Here is a 26,754-nt window from a genome sequence, read left to right on the forward strand (position 1 = left end):
TATCATTTGCGAAATCTAAAACTTGCTGTTATAGGGTCAAGCATCACAAACGTTGGGCACTCGCGGTCAGGACGCGCTTACCCATAGACAAATATTTAGGATACTCACCTCATGGCTTTCACAGATTACTTGGTCAAAGATATTTCTCTTGCTGAATTTGGCCGTAAAGAATTGGATATCGCCGAAACCGAAATGCCAGGACTAATGGCGCTTCGTGAGGAATACAAAGATGCGCAACCGCTAAAAGGCGCGCGTATTGCTGGTTCTCTACACATGACAATCCAAACAGCTGTTTTGATGGAAACATTGACATCTTTGGGTGCTGAAATCCGTTGGGCATCATGTAACATTTACTCAACGCAAAATCACGCGGCTGCGGCAATGGCTGCGGCTGAAATTCCAGTGTTTGCTGTGAAGGGTCAAACCCTTGAAGAGCACTGGGATTATCAAGACCGTATCTTCTTCTTCAAAGAAGGTACAGCAAATATGATCCTTGATGATGGTGGCGATGCAACGCTTTACGTTCTTCTTGGTGCACGCGCAGAAGCTGGTGAAACTGAACTGCTCGAGAACCCGCAATCAGAAGAAGAAACAGCGGTATTTGCTCAAATCAAAAAACGTATGGCAGCATCACCGGGCTGGTTCACAAAGCAACGTGATGCGATCAAAGGTGTTTCAGAAGAAACAACGACAGGTGTGCACCGCTTGTACGAACTTGTTGAAAAAGGTCTTCTTCCTTTCCCAGCTATCAACGTAAATGACAGTGTGACCAAATCAAAATTCGACAACAAATATGGTTGTAAAGAATCTTTGGTTGATGGTATCCGCCGCGCAACTGACACAATGATGGCCGGTAAAACTGCTGTTGTGTGTGGTTATGGTGATGTGGGTAAAGGTTCTGCTGCGTCTCTACGTGGTGCTGGTGCACGCGTTAAAGTCACTGAAATTGACCCAATCTGTGCGCTGCAAGCGGCTATGGATGGGTTTGAAGTGACGACACTAGAGAAGACAGTTAAAGATGCTGATATCTTCGTCACAACAACAGGTAACAAAGACATTATCCGCATTGAACACATGCGCGAAATGAAAGACATGGCGATTGTGGGTAACATTGGTCACTTCGACAATGAAATTCAGGTTGCCAACCTTAAAAACCTAAAAATGACAAATATCAAAGACCAAGTGGACATGTATGAATTGCCATCTGGTAACCGTATGATCCTCTTGTCTCAAGGTCGTCTTCTAAACCTTGGAAACGCGACAGGTCACCCATCATTCGTGATGTCTGCATCTTTCACAAACCAAGTTCTGGCTCAGATCGAACTTTGGACGAAAGGTGACCAGTACAAAAACGACGTTTACATCCTGCCTAAGCATTTGGATGAAAAAGTTGCGCGTTTGCACCTTGCTAAAATTGGTGTTGAATTGACTGAGCTTTCACAAGAACAAGCTGATTACATCGGCGTCAAAACACAAGGTCCATTCAAGCCAGAGCACTATCGCTACTAGGTTTAGCCTTACAATTTAAAAAGAGAAAACCAATCCTGCTTATGCGGGGTTGGTTTTTTTATTGGGTCATGTGCTTTCTTTGAATTCAATGAGAGGCATTATAAGATTGGTCGTGAGAATTTCTGCATGGAAGCCTTGCTATGATGAAATTTTATATTGCAATGGTTTTGCTATATGGGGGTGTGCTTTTCTCTGGAATAAGCGGGCATTCTCTATGGACTATCCCAATATTTTCAGGGATTTTCTTATTGTATATGCATCGCTCTCGCCCTCGATTACTGGAAAATGCGATAGGTGTATTAGGCGTTTGGAGCGTCCAGATTATATTGGCAGCAATTGTTTACGCGATGGGATGGGGTGTGGGCCGGTTTTTTTCTGTTGATATTCAAATATCACCACTGATCCCGATTTTAATGTCTGCATCGGCTGTTGCTTATGCGTATCTCTTCAAACTTCCGACGGCTGATGATTTTGATAAATTGAATACATTGCTGGAAGAGGCTATCGACGAAATAGAAGCGATAAATATAGATAAAGACGAAGATTGATTGGAGATAAATTAAAATCGATCTGACAGAGAGTATCTTCCTCGATTCATTGAACAATTTAATGTGATGACTGTTCTTGTGACTTTGTTCACACCCATTAACGACCCGTTAAGTGAAAATGAGCCATTCCGTTAAGCTAAGAAATCCTTTATTAGGATTGTGTTGGGTTTAGTTAACAGACAAAAGTGCGGTGCGACATGGAAAATGGAATGGTTCAGGCTTTCACAATCCTTGTAGCGGGTGGAGCTGGAATCGCGATCGCAGCTTTGCTTTGGGCTTTGCGAATTTCTGATGGTGCCAGAGGCGCTGCCAAGAAATATCGTGAGCGCGCGAGAGAGCTTGAAGAAAAGCTAGCCCGTTCTGACAGTGTTTTTGGGGCGCATCCGGGTGTGGTTCTTGTCTGGGAAGAAGATGAGATTCTCGAAGGGTCTTGGGGAAAGCCTAGCGTTTATGGTTCCCATGTTGCGCTTGCTGCTGTTTTAAACTTTACCGATGATTCTATGTCGTCTGATCCTGCTGTACGTTTGCTTGAAGGTCTGGGAGACCTTGAGGCGCGTGATGGGGCAGGGCGTGATGCCACTCTGCGTGAGCGTTTAATGCAGCTTCGCACCGAAGGCGCACCTTTCTCATTGACGATTATTGGGCCTAATGGTCGCTTCCTTGAAGCAGATGGCCGCACAGCTGGCGGTCGCGCTGTGCTTTGGGTGTCCGATTCAACAATTAAAGGTCTTGAAGAATCTGGTGCGCGTGGACGTCTTGAAGAAGCGCGTCAGATTATTGCACGTGATCCAACTGCATTCTTGGAAATGCTGGGTAAAGCACCATTTATCGCTTGGCGTTTGTCAGGTGCTGGCCGTTTGCAATGGGTCAATGAATCCTATCTTAAGGCGGTTGAAGGCAAAAACTTAGACCATGTTCTCGATCGTCAGATCATGCTGGATCAAGAAATCGCGAGCCAAGCCCAAACGGTTTTAACCGACAAAACAGAATCGCGTAAGACGCGCTATATTGTGATTGATGGTGAACGTCGCGCTATGCGAGTTTTGATGTTCCCATTATCTGGCGGTGTGGCAGGTATGGCGTTTGATGTGTCTGAGGAAGAAGCAGCGCGTGAAACACTAGAACGTCATAGACGTGCGCATGATGACACGCTTAATCATGTGTCGGATGCTGTGGCTATTTTTGGGGCTGATCGCAAACTATCATTCCACAACAAGCATTTTGAAGAATTATGGGATTTGAACCCGCGTTTCTTGCTTGAAAAACCATCACACGGTGAGTTCCTTGACCGCCTGCGCGAGAGCAAATTGTTGCCAGCGCAGCAAAAATACTCTGACTGGCGCACCAAAGAACTTGATTACAATACAGGTGGCTCTAAGCGCTCCATTGATGAAAATATGTGGATGCTGCCGGATGGACGTACATTGCAGGTGACGCGTCAGAAACACCCTCTGGGCGGTATATTGCTATTGTTCAAAGACATCTCTGATGAGCTGACTTTGAAAGCCAATTATAACGCTCTGATTAATCAACAAAAAGCGACACTGGATAAATTGAGTGAAGCTGTGGCTGTGTATGGCGGCGATGGTGGGTTGCGCTTGAGCAATGCCTCTTTTGAAAAGCTATGGCAGCTTGAGCCGGCCAAACTGAAAAATGCACCTGAGTTTGATGAAGTTGCGGAAATGTGCGCGCCATTATTCCATGATAAATCTGTGTGGGCAGCTATTAAAGGGCGGGTGACAAACCCAACTCCTGAAGCGCGGCAGGAATTTCGTGGTGAAATGAAACGCTCTGATGGGTCAATCGTGACTTTCCTCACCCAGCCTTTGCCGGATGGTGCAACATTGATTGCCTTTGTTGATGCGACTGCATCTCGCCGCGTTGAAGGTGCATTGCGCGAACGTGCAGAAGCTTTCCAAGCGGCAGATCGTTTGAAAACCGAATTTGTGCAGAATGTGTCTTATCAATTGCGTTCGCCGCTGACGACAATTTTGGGATATGCTGAGTTTCTTGAATCTGGCAAACAGGGCAGTTTGAACGCGCAGCAATTGGAGAATGTGAATTCTATTCTTCAAGCGTCAGATCACCTATCACGTTTGATTGAGAATATCCTTGATCTAGCAACAATTGAAGCAGGGCGTATGGATCTGGACCTCAAGGATTTAGATTTGAAATCGCTTATTGATGAAAGTGTTGAAATGGTTGTGGCAAATGCCGCAGACACGAAGGTTTCTATCAAAGTCGATTGTCCGGCTACGATTGGCTCAATGCATGCTGATGAGCGGCGTATAAAACAGATATTGTTTAATCTGTTGACGAATGCACTGCGTTTCACAACAGCAGGTGATACGATTAAAGTGAAAGCTGAAAAAGCTGAAGGTGTTATTCGTCTGCAAGTGACCGACACAGGTAAAGGCGTGGCTTATGAGCAGCAGGCTGAAGCTTTTGATGCGTTTACAAGTGGTGATAATCGCGGAGCGGGTCTTGGACTGGCGCTGGTGCGTTCTTTCGTTGAATTGCATGGGGGGTGGGTTGCTATGAAGTCTAAACCAACCAAAGGCGCGACAGTTATTTGTTGTCTGCCTGAATTTGCATCGCCCAAAGACATGCCGCCAACATTAGAATTGGCCAATCCGAGCGTTGCAGCTCAATAAATTGAATTTACTATAAAAAAATACGAAAGGCTGCTTGCAAGAGCAGCCTTTTTTAGTTTTGAAGATAGCCTATTTAGGCATATATGCTGCTAGACGAGCTTCCCGCTGATAGTCGATCTAGGCCCGCTTGTAGGTTTGCTTGCTGAGCTATCTGATAGGCAGATGCTTGCGTGCTTTTACCCTTACTTGTTGTATCTATTTGTAAAGTTGGGTCATCAATCGCATGACGATAAGCGGTACGAATGCCGGCCAAAGCCACATCGAACATACTCAGGATTTTTGTCACCGGTTTTTCAACTTCAGTGAGCTTACCATCTTCATCGACATCATATCTGGAGGTTGATGTACTTGTCAGAGAGATTGATTGTGCCAATTCAAGTGAGATTAAAGGCGGCGCATCTGAACTTGTATCTTTATCTAAAAGAGAGGGTTCATCATAGAGAAAACCGCTTGTCATACCGATCGCTTTAAGAAGGTCTGAACCTTCTTCTCCAGGTATTAATTCTATAACGACTTCTTCAGCTGGTTTGATACTTAATGATTGATCACCAGTGCTCGAACGACGCGCCTGTGCAGAGCCATCAGCACCTAATGCTGCATTCAGTTTAAAGGTTAGTGCTCTGTATGTATCTTCTTTTTCCAGTGTAATAACAGTTTTTTCGCCATCAACAACGAGGGTGAAATAATCACCAACACGCGCAGCGGAACTGTCACTGACATAGGCGGTGCCACCAGTGGTTAGCAGACCGTTGGGTAGCCCGAATGCGTCAAGGTCACTTGATCCATTCACTGCTATTGTTAAGCCCGTTGCATTGGCATTGCCGCCGCGTCCGGCAAGATTGGATACCCAGTTTTCTGCACCTGTTGTCGCGTCGATGGATGCGACTACGGCTTGTTTTGAGCCGTCTTCAATAGCTTGACTGCCAAAGGATCCACTTGCTGTTCCAGCAAGGAAAACGCTGCCTTCATGCGCGATGATTTTAGAAATGCCTTGTTCACCAGCGCCGCCAAAAGCCTGGTACCAGTCTTCATTCACGCTCATGCCTGATCCAGTGTCAGTGACATTGAGCTTGATTGCAAAAGCATCGTAATTGTCTGCAGCAGCTCCTGTGAAAGCTGATCCTGTGCGTTCAGGGAAGAGGGTGGAGCCGCCTAGATAAAGGCCGTCATTGTCGAAATCCATCGTTGTGACATTGGCTTTGCCGATATTATATGACCAATCATTCGCGGTAAATTCAGCATCTGATACAGATTGTATGGTGGTTTCGTTACCACTTTTTGTGGCGACAATGGGTGTTCCGTCATCACTAATTGTTATGGCAGTGACGGTATCTTCACCCGTTGTGCCAAACTGGTTGATCCACATGCGGTTTCCAAGGATGTCTAGTTTTTCGACATAGGCATCCGTGCCGCCTGCATTTCCATTGCCGTCAATATTTCCTGTGGTGCTGCCACCAACATAAAGTGCGCCCGCAGCATCAAAAGCGATAGATGTGATTTTATCTTCATATCTGGTGGCTTCCTGATATGTCGATGTTTCCAGCCCCTCGCTGCTATACATGATGACAAAACCATCGGTACCGCCACCAAAGGCTCCAGCATCTAGTTTGTCTGTCGTCGAGCCAGCAATTGCGACACGGCCGTCAGGTGCAACGGCTAAATCTGTGCCTGTTATTTCAGCTGAGTTACCAACGACACGCGACCATAACTCTCGACCTGTGCTGTCATATTTGACGAGTGCGAGGTCGTTGTCGCTAAGTATCTTTTGTCCATTCAGATCGTTTTCGACATTTACGAGCGCATAAATGGAGCCATCTGGACCTGTTTGTGTCGCAATGAATTGGGAGTCATTGTGTTCGGTTAGGTCGATAGAATCTTCATCTGCTGCTTCTGTCGTCACTGTTGCATCAGCGGCTAGAAGGTTTGTTGCTGCACGCGTGGGCTGTGTGCCGCTTAAATCTGTCCATTTGGAGATTTGCGCTGTTAGCGTGTAGTCATTGCCTTCGCGACCACTGCCACCCACCATGAATAAGGCAGGTTCAGATGAGAGTGCAGAAAAGGTGAGTTTTTCACCCTGCGTACCGGCAATTTTCATGCCCCAGTCATCGCCTTCATACACCCCGTAATCGTTTTGTTCACCGATTTGTTGAGGATAGAAACGGGTAGACGCGCCAACGGCTTCAATTTGTTGGTTTATGAGGTCTGTGACGTTTTCTAGCGTACGTTCGCTGTCGGGAAGACCGGTCAGATCTATTGTTAGCGTGTCGCTGGTGTTGACGCGTTTGAGGTCTATGTTGAAACCGTCAATGCCAGCCCATGCTTCAACGGGATCATCTTTTGCACCGCTGTGAACGATATTTGTTGTGTAATCATATGCAACACGCGCGATTGAAACTTCGGATGTGGTTTTATCCAATTTAGCGCTGGCAAGTAGAGTGACGGATTCAAAATCTGAACTGCCTAAGAATGAAGAAATTTCTGCGATGCCTTCGTTTAGCCGCTTTTCTGCCAATTCTAGGTAAGAATCGTTGAGTAGGCCTTTTTCGATCGCTTGTGCAATTGTCTTCATGGATTCCAAAGCTTCATAAGCAATGAAAAGTTTCGTGGAATCATCCGTCGCTTCAGCCGCGTCTTTACGATCTGAGGCTGATATGAAATTACCTGATTTTAGTGCAGCAAATGCATCAGATAGGATGTCGTCATCAGTTTGAGTTTCTTGAGTTTCTTTCCATGGGGGAGTACCCGCCGCCAATTCTTCAGTGGCTTGCGCGGATGGCTTCTGTTGGACGTTGCTCGCTTGAAAGCTCGTCCCAACGAGTCGTTCATTGATTCGAGCATTCATGTATGCTCCAACCAGAGAAAAATCGACATTTACAACCATTGTAACGTATCCATTGACGAAACCCACAGAAATTGCCAATCAGGCATTAATTCACCCTTGAATATAACTGAATGTCGTGACGAAATAGCTAACAAGAATGATTTGATTTCGATCCAGTCGTTTTCCATGTTTGATTTTTGGCCAAGAGTTGAGTGTCAGGTTGCAAATGCATCATAGAAGAAAGCGACCGGCTCCATTTGCTTGGCTTAGTGCAACGCTCTTTCTCATATTATTGATGCTTGTGCCTTTGCTAGCAGCGCGAGTGGTGTCGGATACTTTTAGTCGGCGCGGTATGGATTTCGATGTCACTGGTGCATCGTTAGCTGCGACGCGTGATGCGATTGATCAAAGATTTGAATCTCTTATGTCAGGACAAGATTCTCGTCAGGAGACTTGGTCCAGATTGGTAGGAGAGCAAATTGAACGCGGTAATTTAAAAGCCGCTCATGGCATGCTGCTCGCTGCGCCAAATATGCTGGACCCTCAAAACTCCGCCGCCTTGCTTGCGTCAGCACAAGTGCTGGATTTGCGTGGAGATGATGCGATTGAGCAGGCAGCCTTAAAATACCTCGAAGAAGATGTGCGCTATGCCTATGAACTAGCTGTGTCACCTCTACGCGCGATTTGGCGAGCTGCTGTTGTGCCGCCTGCAAATGGTGAAACAACTGATGAGTTTACTCCTTCTACAGCAGGGCTGAATGTGTTGGGCGATGAGCGTGATTTGGCATTGCAGGCTGCTCGCTGGGTGCGCGGGCAAAAGATTGATACTTTTGCCTTCACTTTATCTGGCGTTGGTTTGAGTGCTTTGAATGATCAAGAACGTGCGGGAGCTTCTATTGTGCGTGCGGCGGATAGAGCGGGGCGATTGAATGAAGATTATCAACGCCATATCCAGCGCCGTTTGTTTAATGTGGCACCGCCCGAACGTGTCAAACGCGATTTGACGGTTCGTTTTTCAGGGGCTTTGGGAATAGCCGCTCAAGGGCAGGTTGTTCTGGATATTATTCGCTCAGATATTGATGAGCGAGAGCTATCTGGATTGGTTGAACAGCTAAAATTAATCCATGATATTTCGGTCAAAACATCAGCGCCAGCCACAATTCGAATGCTCTCTTATGTGCGCAATGATTTAGATTTGCAGCGCGCACGTTTGTTGACAGAAGCGGGTGGCGATAGAGCGTTAGCACTTTTGTCGATGGAGGGTGCAACAGCGTTAACAGCGGCGCAGACACCTGTGCGTTGGACTTCCAGACTGCGGATTATGCTGTCCTTGCTGATCGGGATGGGATTAACTCTGCTCTGGTTGTCTGTGGACACGTTTATCAGATCTATGCGCCGTGGACGACAGGTCCGCCGCAGTGCGATTTATGGATTAGATCAACGTGAATGGGATCACGATAACAGACCGTAAAATAAGCTATCGACCCATTTTCCTTCGGTGAAATGGGTTTCTTTATGCGTGCCTTCTAGCTTGAAACCCAGAGAGGGCAAAAATTTCTGTTTGGGTAAATCTATTGAATAGATTTCCGCCCATATGCGATGCAGGTTTAATTCTTCAAATCCGTATTTGATAAGTAGCTTACCTGCGTCTGAGGCGAATTTTTCGTCTATATAGAGATCATCGATTCCCAAATAGATTGAAAAATCCGCATTTTGGTTGATTGGATCGATGTAACATAACCCACAAGCACCCATTAGCGCGCCATCTGATATGCGTTCGATGGCGAACATACGCACGCTTGGATCGCTCAACACGCTTTTTTCAAACCATTTTTGTTGCATTTCGGGCGATATTTCACGGTATTCTCTAAAATAACGACGTAGTTCTGGTTTGTTACGCCATTGACGCAAAGGCTCTAAATCAGCTTGCTGTATGGCGCGAAGATTAACGTGTTTGCCGCTGATCATGATTTTGCAGCCTTTGTATTTTCAGGCGTTAGAGCATCTCCAAACACCATTGCTTTTTTCAATGTGCGGCCAATCACTTCATCAATTGTATGGGGTTCATAAGCGCCGCGCGGGGCTGGCCGGAGGGCTTCAATATCGTCGATAGTGAGGACATGGCCGGCAGGTAGGTCATGTTTTAAGCGCAGGCAGCGACGTTGCACAACAATGCTATCACCTTCATTGGGTTCAACACGTTTGACGCCGTCACCCAAGGCAGATTCTAGTTCGCGGGTGCGATCAACCATATCGCGCCATGTTTGGGGCGTCATTGAGAAACCATGGTCTGGGCCATCGCGGTTGTTATCGTCTGTGAAGTGTTTTTCAACGGCGCGCGCACCCAAGGCGACGGCACCTAAAACGGCTGAATGTCCCGGTGTGTGATCTGATAGGCCAAGCGGAAGGCCGGGGAATGCTGTTGCGAAAGCTTTTAGAACGTTCAAATTGACGTTGGAGAAATTGTCATGACTGCCCGTGTAATTGGTATTACACTGCATGAGACACAGCTCTCGATTGACAGCGAGTACAGCTTCTGCGGCGCGAATGGATTCTTCCATATCAGATGCACCCGTTGCGACAAACATGGGTTTGCCGCGTTTGGCGACTTCAGAGATGAATTGTGGCCAGCTGACATCGCCTGATCCGATTTTCCATGCGCCGCATAAATCATCATTCATATCAATTGCGGGAATATCATAGGGCGTGGTCATGTAGTGAATGCCGGCCTTTTGACATTCTTCTGCGAGGATTGGCGTCCATTCGCGGGGCAAATGAAATTCATCGAAAATATCGTAGACAGATTTTTTCCATTTGGATTGGTGGGCCATCTGGCCGCCTAATTGTTTGAAACCGCGATCTGAAACAATGTCTTTGGCGAGGAAGTGTTGGAATTTTGCGCATTCTGCTCCGGCTTCTTTGGCTTGCCAAATTAGGGCTTTTGCGCGTTCAAGGTCACCATCATGAGAGGCTGCGATATCGGCGATAAAATATGTTGGTTGGTCTAGCGCGATTTCGCGGTCATAGATTTTAAAATGGTTATTGTATCGCATGTCTATAAAGCCTCATTGGCCAATGCATTGGCTGTTTGTTCGAGTGTTGGCAGATGATAGCCTAATGTTTTTTCAGCTTTGCTGACATCTAGCCCAAGACACATGGCGCGCTTAACTGCTAATTGATGACCGGAGCCTTCGACGACCCAGTCTGGATTGACATTCAAAGCCTTGGCAACGGCGTAGATGAATTCCCCTTTGGAAGAGACATCTCTGGAACTGACATTGTAAACGCCATTTGCGCCCTTGGCGGCTAGATCGAGACTGATACGCGCCATGTCTTTAACGTGAAGCGGTGAAGAATAGAAATCCATGAAGAGCGTCATAGCACCTTTATCGAGAAGGCTTTCCTTGACCCATCGCCCATGGCCTTTTTGTGCGCCGACTATGTTGGTGCGCAATACAAGTGCTTTAGGCGCTGTGAGGGCGAGGTGTTCGGCTAGATATTTGGTGCGGGCATATTCATTGACGAGCGAAACGGGCGCGGTTTCTGGTTGGGGTGTACGGCCGCCCTCGATGAAATAATGATCGGTTGAAACTTGAAGCAAGGGTTGGTTGGTCTCGCGGCTCCAATTGGCTAGAGCAGAGAGTGGACGTGTGTTGATGAGATAAGCATCTGCTGGGTTTGCTTCGCATTTATCGACATAGATATTGGCCGCGCAATTGATGACGCCATCGGGTTTAATCTCTTCGAGTACAGTGGTGAGCGCATCTATATCTGAAAGATCGAAATTCTCATCCGCATTCGATCTGGCGGCGGAAATGGCTTCATGTCCACGATTTTGAATGTCGTTTACGAAACATGGACCTAGAAGGCCGGTTGCACCAAGGACGAGCCAACGCATCTCGATTAAGCCGCCATGTCCATGGAAACGGGAGATGTTTCGATATGAGCGCGCTCTGACAGGGCAAGCCTGTTGAGATCTATGTGGCGTGCGTTTATGGCTTGAATATCGGGCCGCATGAGACAGATGCGAGCATATTCTGCAGCGCTGGCAGTGGGTGCTTGATCACCCATGACATCATATAATGCCTGCATGAATAGCAAGTCTTCTTTATAATCTAGTGTCCATCTTAGAGTTGAAACTGGTTCACCGGGACCTTGCAAAGATGCGCGGCGCACGCCTTTTTTGGATCTTATCCACGGTGTGACATGTTCCCTGTCATATTTAGATTCCGCGTGTTTATCGGCTTCATGCAAAAGTTCGGCAGAAAAAGCATCGCAATCGAGACCATGGGGAAAACGCGCCGGCATATTATTGCAAGCATAATGGACACCAGAGCGATTTAGAAGTTGCAACACGCTGCCACTGATTTGAGGATCTATCATCGGGCAATCTGAGGTCACGCGCATGACTGTGCTTGCATTTACGTCGCGAGCGGCTTTTGCATATCGGGAAAGTACATCATCTTCAGAACCACGCGAGACTGTATATCCCCAACTTGCGGCAGCTTCGGCAATGACATCATTTTCGGCAGTGTCTGGCACAGCGCAAACGACGATATCTGATTGAGGGATCATATCGCAACGGTCCAGACATCTTTTGAGCGCGGGTGCGTCTCCGAGATTTTCCAGAATTTTACCGGGCAATCGACTCGAATTCCAACGTGCTTGAACGATAATTGCGAGCGTCATGGATAACCTCAGACACGTTTTGAAGCCAGCAATATGCAAATCCCATATTCGCAAATTGATTGTGCTTCTAATTGAGCCTTTAAACTTACGTCTATCCTGTAAACCAATGCTTAAGCCCTTTAGGAGAGTTTAAGGTTAATGAGGACTTTATCACTTGTTTAGAATCTGATGGATCGAGCAAAAATTATGACCAAACCTTTCTTTCGCGATTTTATGGAATCGTCACCGGATTTAAATGGCAAAACCATTCTGATTACAGGTGGAACAGGAAGCTTTGGGAAAGAGTTTGTAAAGATTGTTTCTGAACGCTGGGAGCCCAAAAAGCTGATCGTGTTTTCACGCGATGAGCTAAAACAATATGAAATGGCGCAGCAATTTCCGCCAGCTGATTACCCGTTTATGCGCTATTTTATTGGTGATGTACGCGATCAGGCGCGCCTTGAAATGGCGATGCGCGGTGTTGATTATGTGATACATGCGGCGGCGCTTAAGCATGTGCCAATTGCTGAATATAACCCAATGGAATGTATCCGAACCAATGTGTTTGGTGCTGAAAATGTGGTCAATGCGTCTATCAAATCTGGTGTGAAAGCCGTTGTGGCGCTTTCAACCGATAAAGCGGCTAATCCGATCAATCTTTACGGTGCATCAAAGCTTGCGGCTGATAAGGTTTTTGTTGCAGCGAATAATCTTTCTGGTGCGGATGGTACGAAGTTTTCTGTTGTGCGTTACGGGAATGTGTTGGGATCGCGTGGCTCTGTTGTGCCTTTCTTCCGCAAGTTAATTGCTGAAGGTGTCGATCATTTGCCAATCACAGATCAACGCATGACACGTTTCTGGATTACGCTGGAGCAAGGCGTGAATTTTGTGTTGTCTGGTTTGGCGCAAACTGAAGGCGGAGAGATTTTTGTTCCCAAAATTCCATCTTCGACAATTGGTACATTGGCCACAGCATTAGCGCCTGATTTGCCACAAAAAGAAATTGGCATTCGTCCGGGTGAAAAACTACATGAGATTATGGTGCCCGAAGATGATGGTCGTTCAACCGTTGAGATTGAGGACCGCTATATCATTTTGCCAGCTGGCCGTGAGCAATTGATGGATGATTGGTTGGCAAAAGGTGCAAAACCTGTTGCTGAAGGTTTCGCTTATTCATCTGACCAAAATGATGAAGTGCTTGATGATATGTCGGTTCTTGAAATGCTTGCGCTGACATTTCCGGGTGAGAGTTTAAAAACAATGGCGAACACGATGCGTCGACGGAATGGCGACGCACCAGATTCGCTTGCGGATACAGACCTTGCGGTATCTGCTGCTAAGAAGCGCAAACCCCGCAAGCGCGGCTGATTAAATTATACAATTTCCTGATCTTGCCAGTCAAAACTGAGTGGCGCTTCGCGGAATGCGAAGCGATCAAGATGGGTTTGTACAGTGCTTTTTAACTTGTCCAACTGCTCAGCTTCACTGGCTTGAAGCTGACATGTGAGTTGCGTCTGTCCTGCATTCATGAGGAGCGTGGCATCACCTTTCCAATTCGCGCCGCGATTGTTCGCGGGAAAAGTGATCCGGGCTTTCTCGCTATCAAATTCCACTTCCAGATTATGGGACCAATGTTTGCAAAGTTGTTGCAAATATTTACTAGCGCTTTGGGTTGGGGTTTCAGATTGGCTTGAATAGATTTGGGGTGCTGAGTTCGTCATGGGGTTAGAGTCTCTCGATTTTGTGGGTGGCTTCATCGATGATTGCGGCAATATCTAATGCTGTTGCGTCTGTTGCATCCGATTGGGTCATTCGGTTGCGCAGGGCTGTTTTGATGTTTTCCATTGCGCGTTTGACTGGGGCGGGGTTTAGGCGTCCATGTTCACTGGCGAGGCTTTCTAGGCGTTGCAATAAGGAGGACGTCGTTTCTGATTGTGTTTGAAGTTCACTTTCTCCGTCCGGCGTAATGCTGAAAGCCTTTTTGCCGCCTTCTTCTTGCTGGGCAGAGATAAAGCCAATGTCTTCAAGCATTGAGAGAGCGGGATAGACAACACCCGGGCTTGGCGCGTAGCTGCCGCCGGAATGTTCTTCAATAGCGCGGATCAGATCATAACCATGTTTAGGGTTTGTGCTGATGAAGTGAAGGAGGACAAGGCGAAGTTCGGCAGCGTCAAATACACGTCTGCGTCCGCCATTTCGGCGCATACTTGCATGGCGATGGCCATTTTTGTGACGACGAACTGACCTATGTCTGTGATGTTTATGACCGTGTTCTTTGTGGTCTTGGTTTATGTGTGAAAATCTCAAAATTATGTTTCCTTTCATATTTAAGATAAGCTCAAGATATATCTTAGAAATAAATAATCAAGTGCTACTTGCGAGATATTCTCAAATATCTGCTTGGAAAGGTAGTCACATTCGCGTGAATTTCAAAAAAACGAGCGCTTAATTGGGCTAGATGCCGAACGCACCTTTGATACCATCAATGAGAAGCTGGACAGAAAGAGCTGCCAATATCACACCAAAAATACGTGTGACCGCACCTGCTACGCTATCGCCCATAATACGAATGAGCGGCGCAGCACCTAAAAATACGAAATAGCATAAAAGCAAGTTGGCAAGTATGGCACCTATAACAATGCCTTGGTGAAGCAGGCTTCCGCTCGCATTTTGCATGTATAACATGGCGGTCGCAATAGATCCGGGGCCAGCCAGCATAGGAATGCCTAACGGGAAGACTGAAACATCATCAAGGTTTTCATGTTCTTCATCCTCGAGCAATGCTTCTGCGCGACTTTCGCGGCGCTCCGTGCGTTTTTCAAACACCATTTCCAACGCGATGAGGAATAGCAAAATTCCGCCAGCTGCTCTGAAAGCATCGATTGAAATGTGCAAGGCACCCAATAGCCAAGCACCGCCAAATGCAAATCCGACAATAATTATACCGGCAACAATAACAGATTTATAAGCCATTTTTCGTGCAAATTTAGGACCGCCACCTGCGGTTAAAGACGCAAAAACGGGAGCGACGCCGGGAGGGTCGATCAAAACAAAAAATGTCACGAAAGTCGCGAGTGCAAGGCTTAATAATTCTTGAGTCATCCAGCGCGAATATATGCGCAAATGAAAGTTGGCAACACCTAGCGATAGAGATTTTTTGCAAAGAAATGTTTCTGGCTGTGTCTAATTTGGCTGAAACATCACTAGTTTGAGGCTAATTTTCATATATCCACAACGAAATGAGCAATTCTATCGCTTAAAACGAAACAAAGCGCCGACGAGGTCGACGCTTTGTCTGGGGTCTTGCCATGCGAAAGCTTTGGAAATTATTCCGCTGCTGTTGCCGTGGCAGAGTCATCTAGAGGAAACTCTAGTCGAGATAGCATTTCTTTTGGACAAACTTGTTTGAAGTTTGAGAGCTCTAGTTCCCAGTTTGCTAAGATTGAGTTTGCAAGCGCAGAAACAGTACGGTCCTGATGGTCTATAATGAGAGATTTAAGCTCATTTTCCCAATGCTTGGATTTGATTGTATCCCAAACAATTGCTTCAGGGTTGGCCATGACTCCAAATTTATCGTCTGGATCATAGATATAAGCCATCCCACCTGTCATACCTGCACCGAAATTGTCGCCAATTGGTCCAAGGATTACAGCGCGGCCACCTGTCATATATTCACAACCGTTAGATCCACAGCCTTCGATGACAGCTGTCGCACCAGAGTTACGAACCGCAAAACGTTCTGCAGCTTGTCCAGCGGCGAATAGATAGCCGGACGTGGCTCCATATAGACATGTGTTTCCGATGATGGTGTTTTCATGAGCTAGGAAACGAGCACCGGATGATGGACGCAAGATGATTGTCGCACCTGAAAGACCTTTACCAACATAATCATTGGCATCACCGATCACTTCGAGTGTGAGGCCTTTCACACAGAAGGCACCAAGTGACTGACCAGCGGATCCGTCGAGTGTGACCCATAGGCGACCTTCTGGAAGGGGATCATCCGTTCCAAATTTACGCACAATGTGAGACGAGGCACGTGTACCGATAGCACGCTGAACATTGCGTACTTTATAGTCCACTTGCATTTTCTCGCCTTTTTCAAAGAAGGCAGCTGCATCGCGCAGTATTTCTGCATCCAAAGAATCCGGCACTTCATTGCGAAGATTAGGTTTGTATTCAATTTTCTGATCAGCATCCGCACGAATGAGAAGTGGGTTTAGATCAAGATCATCAAGGAATTCAGACCCACGTGAGACCTGAGAGAGAAGGTCTGTGCGACCAATCACTTCATTGAGGGTTTTGAATCCGAGTTCGGCAAGAATATCACGAACTTCTTCAGCAATGTGTGTCATCAGGTTGACTACTTTATAGGGTTTCCCTGTGAATTTCTCACGTAGATCATCGCGTTGAGTACACACACCAACAGGACAGGTGTTGGAGTGACACTGACGCACCATGATACAGCCCATAGCGACAAGAGATGCCGTTCCAATACCGTATTCTTCAGCACCCAACATGGCTGCCATAACGATATCACGCCCTGTGCGCAGGCCACCATCCGTACGAAGTGTGACTTGGTCGCGCAAATTGTTGAGCGTTAGGACTTGATGGGCTTCAGCAAGACCGATTTCCCACGGAAGACCAGCAAATTTAACGGATGTTTGCGGGCTAGCACCTGTACCACCGACATTACCTGCGATCAGGATGATGTCAGCTTTCGCTTTAGCAACACCAGCGGCAATTGTTCCTACACCTGAACGCGCAACAAGCTTCACACAGACACGAATGTCAGGGTTGATCTGCTTGAGGTCATAAATGAGCTGCGCCAAATCCTCGATTGAATAAATATCATGGTGTGGCGGAGGCGAGATTAGCGTCACGCCGGGTGTCGCATTCCGGTTTTTAGCGATGAATTCAGTCACTTTGAAGCCGGGTAGTTGTCCGCCTTCACCTGGTTTTGCACCTTGAGCGACTTTAATCTCAACTTCTTTACATTGGTTAAGGTATTCAGCTGTGACACCAAAACGACCTGAAGCCACTTGCTTGATCGCGGAGTTCATATTGTCGCCATTTGCCATCGGTTTATAGCGTTCACGAACCTCACCACCTTCACCGGAAACTGATTTAGCCCCAATGCGGTTCATGGCAACGTTGAGTGTACCGTGAGCTTCTGGACCAAGCGCCCCAAGCGACATACCGGGTGTGATGAAGCGTTTGCGGATCTCATTGACCGATTGAACATCTTCTTGAGAAAGTGGTTTTCTCGTTGATGCAAAATCAAGCAAATCACGCAATTGAAGCGGGTGTTCGCGTGCTTCTTTTTTGATTGCTTCGGCGTATTTTTTCCACTCAGTGTAACTGCCTGTGTCACATGCTTTTTGAAGTTGGTGAATAAGATCACCTGTCAAAGCGTGACGCTCGCCTGAACGACGGATGCGGTAGAAACCACCAACAGGCAGAGCCATAACTTGACCCTCCCAAGCTTTGTCGTGAAGGCCGAGTGTTTTTTTGGCAAGACCATTTAGGCCGATACCTGAAATTTTGGATGTCATGCCCGGGAAGTAATTGTCCACGAGGGCGCGTGATAATCCAAGCGCTTCGAAGTTATATCCGCCGCGATAGGAGGATATAACCGAGATGCCCATTTTGGACATGATCTTAAGAAGACCAGCATCAATGGATTTTTTGAAATTCTGACAGGCTTCTTTAAGTGTAACACCTTGAACAAGGCCACGAGAAAAACGATCAGCAATAGTTTCCATTGCTAGATAAGCATTTACACATGTTGCTCCAACACCGATGAGGACGGCGTGATAGTGTGTGTCCAGACATTCAGCAGAACGCACTGTGATAGAACAGAATGAACGCAATTCTTTTTTCACAAGGTGAGAATGTACAGCTCCAACAGCAAGGATCATCGGAATGCCGGCTAATTCACCATTCTGGTTTTCGTCGGTAAGAACAATGTGTTCTTTGCCTTGAGACACAGCGTCTTCTGCTTCCTGACAGATGCGGATCAGGGCTGCCTGCAATGTGCCACCAGCGGATTGAGAAGCGGCTGCATCAGCATCAAATGTACAATCGATAATGGAGACGCCATCGCCAAGAATGTCGATGAGGTTATTGTACATGCCAGTCGTGAGGACAGGGCTTTCTAGCAAAAACACGTTTGATTGAGCTTCATCATCGGCAAGAATGTTACCGAGGTTTTTAAAACGTGTTTTCAAACTCATCACGCGGTCTTCACGCAATGGGTCAATCGGTGGGTTTGTCACCTGTGAGAAGTTCTGACGGAAATAGTGGGATAGAGGGCGGTAGCCTTCGGATAGAACAGCGATCGGGCTGTCATCTCCCATAGACCCAATGGCCTCTTTTCCATCTTCAATCATAGGCGATAGAATGAGCTCGGTTTCTTCCATAGAGAAACCGGCAGCAGTTTGACGGCGCAATAATTCATCGCGGTCATATGTTTTTGGTTCTGTGCCTTCCGTGACGCGCTCATCTAGCTCGATCACATTTTCTAGCCACTCATCATAAGGGTGTTGTGCAGCGAGTGCATCAATCACTTCTTTGTGGTTATAGAATTTACCTTCTTCGATGTTGACTGCGATCATGCCGCCCGGAGCTACACGGCCACGACGGTCAATTGTGTCAGGATCAAGCGGACACATGCCTGTTTCAGAACCACAAGCAAGCACGCCATCATTTGTGAGAGCGTAACGCATTGGACGAAGACCGGAACGGTCTAGTCCAGCAACTGCCCAACGTCCATCAAACGCACATACAGCGGCAGGGCCATCCCATGGCTCCATCACAGCATTTGCATAAGCATAGAGACCTTGGTGGGCTTGAGGCATCACGTCTTCACGTTTGGACCATGCTTCGGGAATAAGAAGTGTTTTTGCCATTGTGGCTTTGCGGCCAGCACGTACGAGCAATTCAAATGCGGCATCTAGAGCAGCAGAGTCTGATGAGCCAAGTGAAATGACGGGTTTAATGTCGTTTTCATAACCTTCAAATGTCTCGGAAACCATGCGGATTTCGTGTGACTTCATCCAGTTTACATTTCCGTGAATGGTGTTGATCTCACCATTGTGTGCCAACATGCGGAAAGGCTGAGCCAACCACCATTGTGGGAATGTGTTTGTTGAATAGCGTTGGTGGTAGATTGCGACTGAAGAGACAAAACGTTCATCCTGAAGGTCAGGGTAGAATTTATCGATGTCCTCAGCCAAGAACATACCTTTATAAATGATCGCTTTGGCAGAAAATGAGCAGATATAAAAGCTTGGAATACCTGCTTCACGGACGCGTTTTTCTATGCGGCGGCGGCAGATATATAGAATTTTTTCAAGCTCAGCTTCGTCGCGTCCTGAGGGGTCACAGAACATGATTTGCTGGATTTCAGGACGTGTTGCATCAGCTTTTTGTCCGATGACAGATGTGTCGATAGGAACTTGACGCCAACCATAAACATGGAAGCCAAAACCAACGACTTCTGTTTCAACAATTGTGCGGGCGCGTTCTTGGGCACCTAGGTCTTCACGGGGCAAGAAAACCTGACCAACACAAATGGGTTGATCTTCGTTGGGTGCGTGTCCTGTTTTTTGGATTTTGGCGTGGAAAAATGCTTGTGGCACATCCAGACGGATACCCGCTCCATCACCGGTTTTACCATCGGCATCAACAGCACCACGGTGCCAAACGTTTTTTAGTGCTTTGATACCGGCTTCAACGATTTTACGGTTGGGTGTACCATCCATTTGTACAACAAGACCAACACCACACGCGTCATGCTCATCAGCAGGATTATATGCGTGTGCATCCATCAAAGCCTGACGTTTGGCTTCATAATCAGCTTTGTAATTGTTTTGTTCGGTCATCGGTTTTCACCTATTTGGGTGGAGAACGGTCGTGTTTTTGCCTGACCATCCCCAGAATTTTGTCCAATTGCGCAAAATTATTTTGTTTGCGCTTATTCTATTTATTCAGCAGCTATTTTCGAACTAGCGGCCTGAGCTTTCATGTATTTGTGCATGTGCTCGGCTGCGTCGCGGCCATCTTTTACGGCCCAGACAACAAGAGACGCACCGCGCATAATGTCACCAGCTGCAAACACACCATCAAGAGATGTCATCAGGTTTGCGTGATTGACTTTCAGAGCACCCCAACGGTTCACAGTCAAAGCTTCTTCATTAAAGAGCTGTGGTAGGTCTTCAGGGCTGAAACCAAGCGCTTTAATGACGATGTCTGCTTTCACTTCGTATTCTGAACCTTCAATTGGTTCTGGAGAGCGACGACCGGAGGCATCTGGCAGGCCAAGCTTCATGCGAAGTGCTTTAACCGCTTTAACGCCGCCAGTTTTTTTCTCGACGACTGAGCTAGGCGCAGAGAGCCAATCAAATTTGACGCCTTCTTCTTCTGCATTGAGAACTTCGCGTTGAGAGCCTGGCATGTTTTCACGGTCACGGCGATACATACATGTAACGGCCTTAGCGCCTTGGCGGATGGCTGTGCGGACACAATCCATTGCCGTGTCACCACCACCGATGACGACAACGCGTTTGCCTTCAGCATTTAGTTCGCCCGATTCAAAACGCTCGACCTTGTCACCAAGGCTGAGTTTGTTTGATGTAATCAGGAAGTCTAAAGCAGCGTGCACGCCTTTGGCATCTTCACCTGGCATATTCAGGTCACGTGCTTTATAAACACCTGTCGCGATTAGCATTGAATCGTGTTTCTGGCGCAGTTCTTGGAGTGTGACTGTGTTTCCAACATCTGTGTTGTATACAAATTCAACACCGGAATCTTTGAGGTATTGCTCACGGCGAAGCACGATTTCTTTTTCAAGCTTAAAGCCGGGGATACCATATATTAGAAGACCACCAGCGCGGTCATAGCGGTCATAGACTGTGACTTGATATCCTAAACGGCGCAATTGTTCGGCCGCAGCGAAACCAGCAGGACCTGCACCAATAATACCAACGGATTGATCGCGTTCTTTGGGTGGTTTTACAGGTGTAACCCAGCCATTTTCAAATGCTGTGTCAGTGATGTATTTTTCAACAGCTCCAATGGTGACAGTGCCATGTCCTGATTGCTCGATAGTACAACTGCCTTCACACAAGCGATCTTGCGGACAGATGCGGCCACATATTTCTGGCATGTTGTTGGTTGAAGATGATAATTGATACGCTTCTTCCAAACGGCCTTCGGCGGTGAGTTTAAGCCAATCAGGAATATTATTACCTAGAGGGCAATGTTGCTGACAAAACGGGACACCACATTGGGAACAGCGAGAGGATTGTTCTGCTGCTTTTGCATCAATGTAGTCAGCATAAATTTCATGGAAATCTTGCTTGCGGTTTTTGGCGTCACGTTTTTTTGGCATCTCTTTGTCGAGCGAGATGAATTTCAGCATTTTCTCAGGCATGACTGACTTCTTTGATCTTAGTTTTATATGAGTGAGACCTTCATAATCCGCTAGAACGAGGCCTGCAAGCCTCAAAATGTATGATTGAAACCATATGGATCTCAAATAGGCCGTGTATTGGAGATTTAAGCTAGTAGTTGATAATGGTTCTCATATTTTATGCACTATATGGTTTGTAATAATTTTTAACACGTTTTATGGCTGGTTATTGTGCTGTAAACGCTTGCATCATTATGACAGTAGCAGTTTGGTGCATCACGTTGGTTTCGACCATGTTTTAAGTATGGGGTATTATATGTCGTATTTGCAATTGGCTTTGATTGCTTTGGTGCAAGGAATAACGGAATGGCTTCCGATTTCATCATCGGCGCACGTTTTGTTGGCAGCAGACTATTTTGGTTTAGATGGTCCTGAAGAATTGCTGATTAATGCGATGGCGCATTTGGGAACATTGGGTGCAATCCTCATTTATTTTTGGAAAGATTTCGTCAAAGCGAGTGTAGGAAGTGTTGAGCTTGTGTCTGCGCCGATGACAAAAAAGCCTTTGTCTGAAGCGGCGCATTTAGCCTTGATGATTATTGTTGCCACCCCTGTCGCCCTTGCGATTGCAGCGGGATGGGAAATTTTCGCGGATGATGCAGTGAAAGACAGTATGCGCAATGTGTATGTGGTGGCTGGTTCAACAGTTTTCTTTGGTGCTTTGCTGTGGTGGGCAGATGTAAAAGGTAAAACACACCGCACAGAAAAAGACATGACGATGAAAGACGCTTTTCTGATTGGGATTACCCAGCCGATTGCAGCATTAATTCCCGGCACTAGCCGGTCGGGTATTACAATGACGGCATCTCGTGCGCTTGGGTTTAGTCGTGAAGAAGCAGCACGTTTTTCAATGTTGATTGGTGCACCTATGCTGGCTGCTGTTGGTGCTTATGCATTTCTTGAGTTGACGAAAGCAGGGGGCAATACAGGAGATGCCACTTTGATGGATGGGCTGTATGTGGCTGCATTGTCTTTTGTGTCAGGGATTGTGTCTATTGCAGCTTTGATGGCGATCCTTAAGCGTATGAGTTTCTTGCCATTCGTGCTTTATCGCTTCGCGTTGGGTGGTCTTCTATTGCTGATGGCCCCGCATTTAATGGCTTAGATAATTTAACCCAAAAGAAAACGGGACCAGTTGGCCCCGTTTTTTGTCTCTGATTTTAATCAGTCAATTAAATATCGACGCGAGATACGTCTTCTTTTTCAGGAATGTGGAATTGACCATATTCACGGTGACGCCAAAGATAAGTTGGAACGATAGCTTCCACAGTTTCTAAACTTGTGACGCCAAGATCTTCGATTGTTCCAAAGTTTTTGTCTGTTTCTAGGCCGACAATGTTATCTGATTTTAGCATCCGCACTTGATCACGCGTGATTGGCGGTGCGTGGAAAGGCCAGAATTTAAATAGTCCGGCAAAGACAAGGCCTTTAAGTTCAGCAGCAAAGAATGGAATCGGGAGCAAAGTTTTTTTGCGGTCTGTTTGCTCAGTAATGAATTCTAGCAATTCTTTGAATGTGTATGTGCGTGGGCCGCCAATTTCATATGTGCGTCCCTGTGTTTCAGGGATTGAAAGGGCGTTTACGATCGCATCAGCTAAATCACCCACAAAAACGGGTTGGAATTTGGTTTTGCCGCCGCCGACCAAAGGAAGGAAAGGCAAAAATTTGGCAAAGGTCGCAAATTTGTTGAAGAATTGATCTTCAGGGCCAAAAACAAGTGATGGGCGCAAAATTGTTGCCGTCGGGATTTGATCAAGGACGGTTTGTTCTGCTTCAGCTTTAGTGCGGGCGTAATTTGCATTGGACTCAAGGTCTGCACCAATTGCTGACAATTGTATAAATTGCTTAATACCAGCATCTGCGGCGTATTCAGCAATATTTTGCGCACCTAAAGCCTGTGTGCCATCAAAGGTGTTTCTACCTTTTTGGTATAATAGGCCGACAAGATTCAAAACTGCATCGGCACCATCAAGTGCGCGAACAATAGACGGGCGGTTGCGGACATTGGCTTGGATGATTTGGACTTGACCAACTTCTCCACCTATACGCATGTCGCCAGCGTTCATCGGATTGCGGACAGCGACGCGAACACGCCAACCTGCTTTACACAATGCGCGTACTGCATAGCGGCCTATAAAGCCCGAGCCACCAAATACTGTAATGAGTTTGCCTGACATGACACCTAGTCCTGTGTGATTCATTCGTCCGCTGACTATAGACGAGAGTGTGCTTAATCAAAATTCGCTGCAAATGTCTATGCAGTTTGGCGCGAAAGAACGTCGCGCCGGCTAAATAGAGGCTTTTTTCCCGCTTATACCGTAGCGATTGCTAACAAATTGCAATTTCGACATCAGTTTTTAACAGACTGGATCTTTTGAGTTTTTGCTATTGGCTATCTGCAATTCCATTAATTCTAAGTTGTTACTACTGTTGACAACGTAGTCATTTGTGACATCTATTGCAGTCCCCGGATTGTTTGAGGTGTGCGAGATGAAAACTAGTTCAGCTTTGAAATTAGTGAGCCTTTGTGTGTTAGGTGGTGTTATGACTGGTTGCGTAAAGGCATCCGATGTTCAAAAAGTATCTGATCAAGGAGCAGCGTTTACAGAATTAGCTGCCTCTACGCAAGAATCAGGCGTTGCGAATCCAGATATCTGGCCAGATCTTGCCCCTTTACCATTAGACCCTGAAGTTGAAGCACGTGTCGATGAGCTGCTTGCTCAAATGACATTGGAACAAAAAGTTGGGCAAGTCATTCAAGGTGACAGTGACTCCATTACACCTGAGGACGTTAAAAAATATCGTCTTGGTTCAATTTTGAGTGGCGGTAGCTCCGCACCTGGCGATAAAGCATATACAGATGCTCAAACATGGCTGGATACAGCAGATGCGTTTTATGATGCATCAGTTGACCCTGAAGGCGTTGAAGTCGCTATTCCTTTGATCTGGGGAATTGATGCTGTTCACGGGCACACAAATCTAGCAGGCGCAGTGGTATTCCCTCACAATATTGGATTGGGTGCTGCGAATAATCCGGATTTGATAGAAAAAATTGCGGCATCTACGGCAAAAGCGCTGACAATTTCCGGTCATGATTGGACGTTTGCACCTACTCTGGCTGTACCAAGAGATGCACGTTGGGGCCGCACTTATGAGGGCTTCTCTCAATCACCTGAGATCGTTTCAGAATATTCCGCTCGCATTGTTGAAGGATTGCAGGGCGTTTATGGTGCGGATGACTTCATGACCGAAGGCCGCGTTATTTCCAGCGCCAAACACTTCCTTGGAGATGGTGGAACTGAAAACGGTGTTGATCAGGGTAATGTGACGATTTCTGAAGAGGAATTAAGAGACATTCATGGCGCGGGTTATATTGGCGCTGTTGAGTCTGGTGTGCAAACGATTATGGCGTCTTTTAATGCTTGGCACGGCAAAAAAATGCACGGTAATAAATCGCTGTTGACGGGTGTTTTAAAAGAACAAATGAATTTCCAAGGTTTTATTGTTGGTGATTGGAATGGTCACGGACAGATTGCTGGCTGTACGAATACTGATTGTCCTCAAGCTATCAATGCTGGTCTGGATATGTATATGGCACCAGACAGTTGGAAAGGGCTGTGGGAAACAACATTAGCGTATGCAAAGAATGGGACAATCCCAATGGAGCGTCTCGATGATGCAGTTCGCCGCATCCTGCGCGTTAAAATTGCATCTGGCATATTTGAAAAAGGACGTCCAAGTGAGCGCGCCAATGCAGGTGATGCTGCTAATTTAGGTGCAGATGAGCATCGTGCTATCGCACGTGAAGCAGTACGCGAATCTTTGGTTCTTATAAAGAATAACGATCAGATTTTACCATTAGCAGCCGCACAGACGGTTATGGTCGTCGGTGATGGTGCTGATAGCATATCTAAAGCATCAGGTGGATGGACGCTCTCATGGCAGGGGACTGGTCACACCAATGATGAATTCCCGAACGGAACAAGCATACTTGATGGTATAAAATCAGTTGTTGAAGCGGGTGGCGGTAAAGTTATTTTCAACCCAACTGGTGAAGTGATGGATGAAAAGGCTGATGTTGTTATTGCTGTATATGGTGAAGATCCGTATGCGGAATTCCAAGGCGATATCGAGCATTTGGCATTTTTAGACAATGGGTTTGATACGTCTAGCTTGAAAGCTCACAAAGATGCAGGCGCAAAAATCGTATCTGTATTTTTGTCTGGGCGTCCTCTTTGGGTCAATAATCAAGTTAATGCGTCTGATGCGTTTATTGCGGCTTGGTTGCCGGGTAGTGAAGGTGATGGGGTTGCAGATATGTTGTTCCGTACATCAGATGAATTTGAATTTACGGGACGTCTTTCTTACCCGTGGCCAAATACAGCCAATGCAAAAGACGCTTTAGAATCTGAGCCATTATTTAATATTGGATATGGTCTAACTTACGCTGAAAATAAAACACTTGCAGCGCTTTCTGAAGATGCTGGTATCGCTTTATCTTCTCAAGGCGAAAGAGGGCAGCTCTTTGTTAAAGGCAAAACAGTTGATCCTTGGAGCTTTGTTTCCATGTCGGCAAATGGCGTCACATCTATTGGGCCAGAAGGATTGCAATCTGATCTTCTGAATGTGACTAGAGCTGACTTTTCGGCTCAAGAAGATGCGCTTGCCATTGAGTGGAAAGAAGCCAATTCCCGTGTCCTTACCGGATTTGTTTCTAATGCGCCGGTGGACTATATGCGCGAATCAAATGGAGCCATGGAACTGGCTTTTATGCTTCGTTCATTGTCGGACACAAATGCTAAGCTAGATGTTCTTGTTGGATGTGAAACAGGTGCGTGTGAAGTCGTTTCGACAATTGATGCACCAGCAGATGAATGGAGTGAGACTCGCATTTCTCTCAGCTGCTTTGCTGAAAAAGGTGTGAGCATGTCTAATCTGAGATCTATCCTTGCTTTGAACGCATCATCACCAAGCAAAATTGGTTTGGCGAATGTGCGCCTTGAAGCCGATGCTGATGGCGTTCAGACCTGTCCAAAAGAGTAGTTCATCCTATTTCTTCGGAGTGAAGCCTAATACATT

Annotated in this window: 18 protein-coding genes; 7 read left to right on the forward strand and 11 right to left on the reverse strand. The window is 46.5% G+C overall.

The genetic code is table 11. The features are described 5' to 3' along the window. The first annotated feature begins 111 nt into the window (after positions 1-111). The 3 genes from ahcY to HBAL_RS00970 all read left to right on the forward strand — a co-directional run bounded on the left by ahcY (position 112) and on the right by HBAL_RS00970 (position 4,711). Positions 112-1,509, forward strand: a complete 1,398-nt coding sequence (gene ahcY / locus HBAL_RS00960; protein ID WP_012778052.1) for an adenosylhomocysteinase — start codon at positions 112-114, stop codon at positions 1,507-1,509. A 140-nt stretch (positions 1,510-1,649) separates the two neighbouring features. Further along, positions 1,650-2,057, forward strand: a complete 408-nt coding sequence (locus tag HBAL_RS00965) for a hypothetical protein (RefSeq protein ID WP_012778053.1) — start codon at positions 1,650-1,652, stop codon at positions 2,055-2,057. A gap of 209 nt (positions 2,058-2,266) precedes the next feature. Then, positions 2,267-4,711 carry a sensor histidine kinase gene (locus HBAL_RS00970; protein ID WP_012778054.1) on the forward strand — a complete coding sequence of 815 codons (2,445 nt, stop codon included), beginning with the start codon at positions 2,267-2,269 and terminating at the stop codon, positions 4,709-4,711. 73 nt (positions 4,712-4,784) lie between these two features. Here the strand turns inward: HBAL_RS00970 and HBAL_RS00975 are convergent, their stop codons facing one another. Continuing rightward, a complete protein-coding gene (locus tag HBAL_RS00975) occupies positions 4,785-7,592 on the reverse strand; it encodes an autotransporter outer membrane beta-barrel domain-containing protein (RefSeq protein ID WP_012778055.1) in 2,808 nt (935 codons plus the stop codon). Between the two features lie 166 nt (positions 7,593-7,758). On the opposite strand from HBAL_RS00975, the gene HBAL_RS00980 reads away from it, so the two are divergent. Further along, on the forward strand, positions 7,759-9,003 hold the full coding sequence (locus tag HBAL_RS00980; protein ID WP_012778056.1) for a hypothetical protein: 1,245 nt from the start codon (positions 7,759-7,761) through the stop codon (positions 9,001-9,003). On the opposite strand, the gene HBAL_RS00985 is transcribed toward HBAL_RS00980, so the two are convergent. The 4 genes from HBAL_RS00985 to HBAL_RS01000 are packed head-to-tail and all read right to left on the reverse strand — an operon-like array spanning position 8,985 to position 12,221. Beyond that, a complete protein-coding gene (locus tag HBAL_RS00985) occupies positions 8,985-9,500 on the reverse strand; it encodes a GNAT family N-acetyltransferase (protein ID WP_012778057.1) in 516 nt (171 codons plus the stop codon). The two genes, HBAL_RS00980 and HBAL_RS00985, sit on opposite strands and share 19 nt — an antisense overlap. Continuing rightward, on the reverse strand, positions 9,497-10,585 hold the full coding sequence (locus HBAL_RS00990; protein ID WP_012778058.1) for an N-acetylneuraminate synthase family protein: 1,089 nt from the start codon (positions 10,583-10,585) through the stop codon (positions 9,497-9,499). The genes HBAL_RS00985 and HBAL_RS00990 overlap by 4 nt, the downstream gene beginning before the upstream one ends. A gap of 2 nt (positions 10,586-10,587) precedes the next feature. Continuing rightward, positions 10,588-11,430 carry an SDR family oxidoreductase gene (locus tag HBAL_RS00995; RefSeq protein WP_012778059.1) on the reverse strand — a complete coding sequence of 281 codons (843 nt, stop codon included), beginning with the start codon at positions 11,428-11,430 and terminating at the stop codon, positions 10,588-10,590. 5 nt (positions 11,431-11,435) lie between these two features. After that, positions 11,436-12,221 (reverse strand): cytidylyltransferase domain-containing protein, encoded by a 786-nt coding sequence (locus tag HBAL_RS01000; protein WP_012778060.1) that lies wholly within the window; start codon positions 12,219-12,221, stop codon positions 11,436-11,438. A gap of 186 nt (positions 12,222-12,407) precedes the next feature. Here HBAL_RS01000 and pseB point away from each other — a divergent pair, with 186 nt between their 5' ends. Continuing rightward, positions 12,408-13,568 carry a UDP-N-acetylglucosamine 4,6-dehydratase (inverting) gene (gene pseB, locus HBAL_RS01005; protein WP_012778061.1) on the forward strand — a complete coding sequence of 387 codons (1,161 nt, stop codon included), beginning with the start codon at positions 12,408-12,410 and terminating at the stop codon, positions 13,566-13,568. Between the two features lie 5 nt (positions 13,569-13,573). On the opposite strand, the gene HBAL_RS01010 is transcribed toward pseB, so the two are convergent. The 5 genes from HBAL_RS01010 to HBAL_RS01030 all read right to left on the reverse strand — a co-directional run bounded on the left by HBAL_RS01010 (position 13,574) and on the right by HBAL_RS01030 (position 21,636). Next, a complete protein-coding gene (locus HBAL_RS01010) occupies positions 13,574-13,921 on the reverse strand; it encodes a DUF2218 domain-containing protein (protein WP_012778062.1) in 348 nt (115 codons plus the stop codon). A gap of 4 nt (positions 13,922-13,925) precedes the next feature. Continuing rightward, entirely contained in the window at positions 13,926-14,507 is a 582-nt protein-coding gene (locus tag HBAL_RS01015) for a PadR family transcriptional regulator (RefSeq protein WP_041301768.1), read from the reverse strand. A 147-nt stretch (positions 14,508-14,654) separates the two neighbouring features. Beyond that, positions 14,655-15,302: a MarC family protein gene (locus tag HBAL_RS01020; RefSeq protein WP_012778064.1), complete on the reverse strand. Its 648-nt coding sequence runs from the start codon at positions 15,300-15,302 to the stop codon at positions 14,655-14,657. A gap of 224 nt (positions 15,303-15,526) precedes the next feature. Beyond that, on the reverse strand, positions 15,527-20,086 hold the full coding sequence (gene gltB / locus HBAL_RS01025) for a glutamate synthase large subunit (protein ID WP_012778065.1): 4,560 nt from the start codon (positions 20,084-20,086) through the stop codon (positions 15,527-15,529). 101 nt (positions 20,087-20,187) lie between these two features. Continuing rightward, positions 20,188-21,636, reverse strand: coding sequence for an NAD(P)-dependent oxidoreductase (locus tag HBAL_RS01030; RefSeq protein WP_012778066.1), 1,449 nt, complete (start codon positions 21,634-21,636; stop codon positions 20,188-20,190). 295 nt (positions 21,637-21,931) lie between these two features. Between HBAL_RS01030 and HBAL_RS01035 the strand changes: the two genes are divergently transcribed. Next, a complete protein-coding gene (locus HBAL_RS01035) occupies positions 21,932-22,780 on the forward strand; it encodes an undecaprenyl-diphosphate phosphatase (RefSeq protein WP_041301313.1) in 849 nt (282 codons plus the stop codon). A gap of 67 nt (positions 22,781-22,847) precedes the next feature. On the opposite strand, the gene HBAL_RS01040 is transcribed toward HBAL_RS01035, so the two are convergent. Next, positions 22,848-23,852 (reverse strand): complex I NDUFA9 subunit family protein, encoded by a 1,005-nt coding sequence (locus HBAL_RS01040; RefSeq protein ID WP_012778068.1) that lies wholly within the window; start codon positions 23,850-23,852, stop codon positions 22,848-22,850. Positions 23,853-24,165: 313 nt separating this feature from the next. Here HBAL_RS01040 and HBAL_RS01045 point away from each other — a divergent pair, with 313 nt between their 5' ends. After that, a complete protein-coding gene (locus tag HBAL_RS01045; protein WP_012778069.1) occupies positions 24,166-26,718 on the forward strand; it encodes a glycoside hydrolase family 3 protein in 2,553 nt (850 codons plus the stop codon). Positions 26,719-26,754: the final 36 nt, after the last annotated feature.

This window comes from Hirschia baltica ATCC 49814 (genome assembly GCF_000023785.1).
In the GTDB taxonomy this organism is placed as follows: Bacteria; Pseudomonadota; Alphaproteobacteria; order Caulobacterales; family Hyphomonadaceae; genus Hirschia; species Hirschia baltica.

What these genes read in the sequence shown, in the direction of transcription:
- ahcY (WP_012778052.1), top strand. Translation starts at nt 112, where the DNA reads ATGGCTTTCACAGATTACTTGGTCAAAGATATTTCTCTTGCTGAATTT.
- HBAL_RS00965 (WP_012778053.1), top strand. Translation starts at nt 1,650, where the DNA reads ATGATGAAATTTTATATTGCAATGGTTTTGCTATATGGGGGTGTGCTT.
- HBAL_RS00970 (WP_012778054.1), top strand. Translation starts at nt 2,267, where the DNA reads ATGGTTCAGGCTTTCACAATCCTTGTAGCGGGTGGAGCTGGAATCGCG.
- HBAL_RS00975 (WP_012778055.1), bottom strand. Translation starts at nt 7,592, where the DNA reads ATGGTTGTAAATGTCGATTTTTCTCTGGTTGGAGCATACATGAATGCT.
- HBAL_RS00980 (WP_012778056.1), top strand. Translation starts at nt 7,759, where the DNA reads ATGCATCATAGAAGAAAGCGACCGGCTCCATTTGCTTGGCTTAGTGCA.
- HBAL_RS00985 (WP_012778057.1), bottom strand. Translation starts at nt 9,500, where the DNA reads ATGATCAGCGGCAAACACGTTAATCTTCGCGCCATACAGCAAGCTGAT.
- HBAL_RS00990 (WP_012778058.1), bottom strand. Translation starts at nt 10,585, where the DNA reads ATGCGATACAATAACCATTTTAAAATCTATGACCGCGAAATCGCGCTA.
- HBAL_RS00995 (WP_012778059.1), bottom strand. Translation starts at nt 11,430, where the DNA reads ATGCGTTGGCTCGTCCTTGGTGCAACCGGCCTTCTAGGTCCATGTTTC.
- HBAL_RS01000 (WP_012778060.1), bottom strand. Translation starts at nt 12,221, where the DNA reads ATGACGCTCGCAATTATCGTTCAAGCACGTTGGAATTCGAGTCGATTG.
- pseB (WP_012778061.1), top strand. Translation starts at nt 12,408, where the DNA reads ATGACCAAACCTTTCTTTCGCGATTTTATGGAATCGTCACCGGATTTA.
- HBAL_RS01010 (WP_012778062.1), bottom strand. Translation starts at nt 13,921, where the DNA reads ATGACGAACTCAGCACCCCAAATCTATTCAAGCCAATCTGAAACCCCA.
- HBAL_RS01020 (WP_012778064.1), bottom strand. Translation starts at nt 15,302, where the DNA reads ATGACTCAAGAATTATTAAGCCTTGCACTCGCGACTTTCGTGACATTT.
- gltB (WP_012778065.1), bottom strand. Translation starts at nt 20,086, where the DNA reads ATGACCGAACAAAACAATTACAAAGCTGATTATGAAGCCAAACGTCAG.
- HBAL_RS01030 (WP_012778066.1), bottom strand. Translation starts at nt 21,636, where the DNA reads ATGCCTGAGAAAATGCTGAAATTCATCTCGCTCGACAAAGAGATGCCA.
- HBAL_RS01035 (WP_041301313.1), top strand. Translation starts at nt 21,932, where the DNA reads ATGTCGTATTTGCAATTGGCTTTGATTGCTTTGGTGCAAGGAATAACG.
- HBAL_RS01040 (WP_012778068.1), bottom strand. Translation starts at nt 23,852, where the DNA reads ATGTCAGGCAAACTCATTACAGTATTTGGTGGCTCGGGCTTTATAGGC.
- HBAL_RS01045 (WP_012778069.1), top strand. Translation starts at nt 24,166, where the DNA reads ATGAAAACTAGTTCAGCTTTGAAATTAGTGAGCCTTTGTGTGTTAGGT.